The organism is Streptomyces sp. NRRL WC-3618 (genome assembly GCF_001280005.1).
Taxonomy (GTDB): Bacteria; Actinomycetota; Actinomycetes; order Streptomycetales; family Streptomycetaceae; genus Streptomyces.
Window position 1 is genome coordinate 1 of sequence record NZ_LGDW01000169.1, and the last position, 4027, is coordinate 4027.

The 4027-nt window shown below is 72.6% G+C and carries 3 protein-coding genes; all 3 read right to left on the reverse strand.

Features of this window, described 5'->3' with window-relative positions:
* Nucleotides 1-117: 117 nt before the first annotated feature.
* Complete coding sequence (locus ADL01_RS17845) at nucleotides 118-1692, reverse strand: ADP-ribosylglycohydrolase family protein (protein WP_053743002.1); 1575 nt, start codon at nucleotides 1690-1692, stop codon at nucleotides 118-120.
* Entirely contained in the window at nucleotides 1680-2855 is a 1176-nt protein-coding gene (locus ADL01_RS17850; protein WP_053743003.1) for an ADP-ribosylglycohydrolase family protein, read from the reverse strand. Before ADL01_RS17850 ends, ADL01_RS17845 begins: the two co-directional genes overlap by 13 nt.
* 8 nt (nucleotides 2856-2863) lie before the next feature.
* A partial coding sequence (locus ADL01_RS17855; RefSeq protein ID WP_053743004.1) for an ADP-ribosylglycohydrolase family protein occupies nucleotides 2864-4027 on the reverse strand: 1164 nt, incomplete at its 5' end.

The window sequence follows — 4027 nt, forward strand, 5'->3', positions numbered from 1 at the left end:
CATTTCTCCAGGGTGCCCGGGCGGAAGTTCTCGATGACGACGTCGGCGGTGGCGTTCGGGTTTGGTGCGGTCATGACGGGAGGTCCATGGTCGTGCTGCCTGGCACGGCGATCTGGGTCATCGGTGGGCTGACTCCATGTGGATGAGGGAACTGGTCAGTTGGGCGAGGGTGTCGAAGCCGGTGCCGTTGAAGTCCGCGACGGAGGTGGCGAGTCGGTTCTTCAGCGGGCCGGTCCAGCGGTCGGGGAGGGCACCGGGGGAACCGGCGAGGAGCCCGGCGACGCTTCCGGCGGTCGCGCCGTTGGAGTCGGTGTCCCAACCGCCGGACACGGCACGGCAGATGGAGCCGGTGAAGTCGCCGTCGGCGTGGGTGAGGGCGGCGGCGATCAGGGCGGTGTTCGGGATGGCGTGGACCCAGTGGTACGTGGACGCGTGGGTGGCGTGGAGTTCGTCGACGACGACTGTGAAGTCGCGGTGCGATCGGGCCAGTTGGATGCCGTGGCGGACGGCTTCGGCCAGCCGGGAGCGGGCGGGGATCACTGTCAGGCCGGTACGCAGGCAGGTGTGGATGTCGTGGGTTCCGGTGGCGGCCCGGGCGATGGTGGCCGCCGTGAACATCGCCGCGTAGACGCCGTTGGCGGTGTGGGTGAGGGTGGCGTCGCGGTACGCCTGTTCGGCGGCGGTGGCCGGGTCGCCGGGGTTGGTCCAGCCGTGGACGTCGGCGCGGATCAGGGCGCCGATCCATTCGCGGAACGGGTTGCGGTGGCGGGCGGTGAGCGGGGGTTCGAGGCCGGAGAGGAGGTTTCGGTAGGCGATGCGTTCGGCCGTGAAGGTGCGGCCTGCGGGGAGTTCGTCCAGCCAGAGCTTCGCCACGTCGGTGGTGGTGAAGCGGGGGCCGTGGCGTTGGAGCAGGAGGAGGTTGAGGAGGGGGTAGTTGAGGTCGTCGTCCTCAGGCATGCCGTCGATGTTCTCGGCCAGGGAGGTCGCTGCGGAGCGGCGGTTCCAGGGGTGTGCCGTCGTCAGTTCCTCGGGGACGCCTCTGGCGGTGAACCATGTGTTCAGGGGCCAGTTGCCGGTGGACCGGGCGAGTTGGCGGATGGCGGTGAGGGGGAGTTTTTCGACTGGTTTGCCGAGGAGGCAGCCTGCTGCACGGCCCAGCCAGGCTGCTTCCAGGCGGAGCCGGAGTGCGGTTGGCGTCGGGGGTGGTTCGCTCGCCGGCGCTTGCCGGGCGCAGCCTGCGCCCACCGGTGCCGCCCCAGCGGCACGACTGCCCGCAGGCTGTGGCCAGTTCGGTGCTTGTCGGGTGTCGGGTGGGTCCGTCTGTGCTGCTTCGGCGGCGCGGCTGCCCGCGGGCTGGGTGGGTTGGGTGGGTTGGGTCGGTTGGGCAGGCCAGTTCGCGGTTGGTTGGGCTGGCCAGTCGGGGCAGAGGGCGCGGACGTGGGGTAGGTCGGTTGGCTCGTCTTCGGTCAATCTGCTGGGTAGGTCGGCGAGTTCGTCCAGCAGGTCCTCTGCCAGCAGGCGCAGGTAACGGGAGACCGGACCGGTCGACGCGCCCGCACAGGATGGAGCCTCCGGGCCGCCCGCCGCTCGCCAGCGGGCGGCGATCCTGCCGGGCTCGCGGCCGTCCTGCGTCGCCTGGCGCAGCTCATGGCCGATCAGGTCCTCCGGCTGGACCCACGTCAGTCGGAGCATCCCGGGCTCCTGAGCCGGGCGAACGCCCCTTCGTGGGAACGGCGTCGGTGGACGTCCCGTTCGAAGACCTCCCAGGTCACCTCGGTCAGCGTGCGGGCGGGTTCCCACAGGTCCAGGCGGCTCGCCTCCGCGACCGTCTTCGACCAGTCGGACGGCACCTCGGAGCCCAGCGCGCCGGCCAGCGCCCCGGCCATCGTGGCGATGGAGTCGCAGTCGCGGCCGTAGTTCACCGAACCCAGCACCGCATGGCGGTAGTTGCCGCCTGACACCACCAACATGCCCAGCGCGACCGGGAGTTCCTCGATCGCGTGGAGACGCGACGGGCGACGGGCACCCAGCGACGGGCTGCGGTAGTCCGCGCCGACCGTGTCGTACGGAGTCACCGCCTCCCGCAGCGGCCGCAGGGCCGACTCGAAGTCCGTGAACCCGGAGGCCACTTCACACACCGTCTCGATCGCCGCCCGGGTCCCGTCCTTCGCCAGCGACAGACAGGCCCCGATCACCGAGTCGGGGGTCGCGTCCGGGGTGCACGCCGCCGCCACCGCCGCCGCGAAGACCGCCGCCGCCTCTCTCCCGTACGAGGACTGGTGGGCGCCCGCGAGGTCGGCGGCCTCGGCGTACGCGCCCGCCGGGTTGGCCGCGTTGACCAGGCCGACCGGGGCCATGTACATCGCCGCACCGCAGTTGACGATGTTGCCCACGCCCGCCTCGCGGGGATCGACGTGGCCGTAGTGGAGCCGGGCCACCAGCCACTTCTCCGCCAGGAAGACGCGCTGCAGAGGGAGCGCCTCGGCCTCCAGCTCCGGGATCCAGCGCGGGTTGGTCATCAGGTCCGGGACCAGGTGGTCGGCGATCGCGTACGCGTCCAGGTGGTCGCGGACCTGGGCGTACACCCGTACCAGCGCATGCGTCATCAACGTGTCGTCGGTGACGTGGCCATCGCCCTTGTGGTACGGGGCGATCGGGCGGGCGGTGCGCCAGGCGTCGCCGTTCCAGGGGCCGACGATGCCGTGGACGCGGCCCGCGTGGCGTTCGAGGATCTGCTCCGGGGTGTAGCCCTCGACGGGCCCGCCGAGCGCGTCGCCGACGGCCGCGCCGACCAGGGCGCCGGTGATCCGCTCTTCCAGACCGACGGCTTGGCTTTCTTGTGTTTTGGGCGTCATGTCGCGAATCATCCTCCTGGAACGGCCCGTTGTGTGGCTTCGAGCAGTTCGGCGAGTTCCACGAGGTCGGTGCCGGTGAGCCGGGGGAGGGCGCAGCCGGAGAGAGTGCGGCAGGCGTCCCGCCAGGCCGGCGGGATCGCATCGCCGCCGCCCAGCGCGCCGGTGAGGGCGCCCGCGAGGGCGGGTGCCGAGTCCGCGACCCGCGACAGACAGGCCGCCGCCGGGACCGCCTCGGCGATCCGGCCCCGCGACGCGGTGGCCAGCGCGAGGGCGACCGGGACCGTCTCGGCGGCGGCGATGCCGTAGCTGTAGACGTGGTCCACGATCTGGTGTTCCAGGAGCGGGACCAGGGCGAACGCGCTGTCCGCGCTGCCTTCGCCGGCTGCGTATCGCGCCAGTTTCAGCGCGTGCCGGGCGTTGCGGCCGATCTCGGTGGACTCCGGGAGTTCCGCCAGCGCCGCCGTCACGCACGCATCCACCTCCTCGCCGGCCAGCGCCAGTGACAGTGCCGCCGCCATCGCGCGGGCGCCGTGCACGCCGTCGCCGTCCTGGGTGTAGCGGGCGTCGAACTCGGCCAGTTCGGCGGCGAGTCGGGGGTCGCCCGGGTGGGCCACCGCCAGCACACAGGCCCGTACGCAGGCCGCGTCGTCGAAGTAGTGCGGGTTGTCGTGGCCGGTGGCGGGTGGGCGCAGACCGGCGGCGAGGTTGCCGAGGCCGGCGCGTACGGAGATGCGGGCGCGCAGGGGGAGTACTGCCGACTCCACCTCGGGGGCGCGGTCCGCGGCGGCTGCGACCTCGCTGGCGACCGCGTTCCAGGACAGGTCGATCGCGGCCCGGGCCCGGCGCTCTCGGCTCAGGTCGCCCAGCACGCCGTCGTCGCCTGCCCGCAGCAGGGCCTCCGCCGCGAACGCCGCCCACTCGGCGTCGTCGGAGGGGCCGAGGCGGAGGGGTTCGGGGGGCTGGTTGAGGGCGATCGGGACGGGGAGGGTGGTGGTCGCGTTCTGTTCGGCGAAGGTGTCCAGTTCGCGGGTGAGGCGGCGGGTCCAGTCGGGCATGCGGGCGGCGCGGTGGCGGGCGGCGGGCCAGCCGGCGGCGTCGCCTGCGGCTAGGCCTAGCAGGAGTCCCTCGATGCGGCGGTTGCTCATTCGGGGGCCTCGGCTTCGGTTTGGGGG

Coding starts and splice junctions, on each gene's coding strand:
- ADL01_RS17850 (WP_053743003.1), bottom strand. CDS start 2,855: ATGACGCCCAAAACACAAGAAAGCCAAGCCGTCGGTCTGGAAGAGCGG.
- ADL01_RS17845 (WP_053743002.1), bottom strand. CDS start 1,692: ATGCTCCGACTGACGTGGGTCCAGCCGGAGGACCTGATCGGCCATGAG.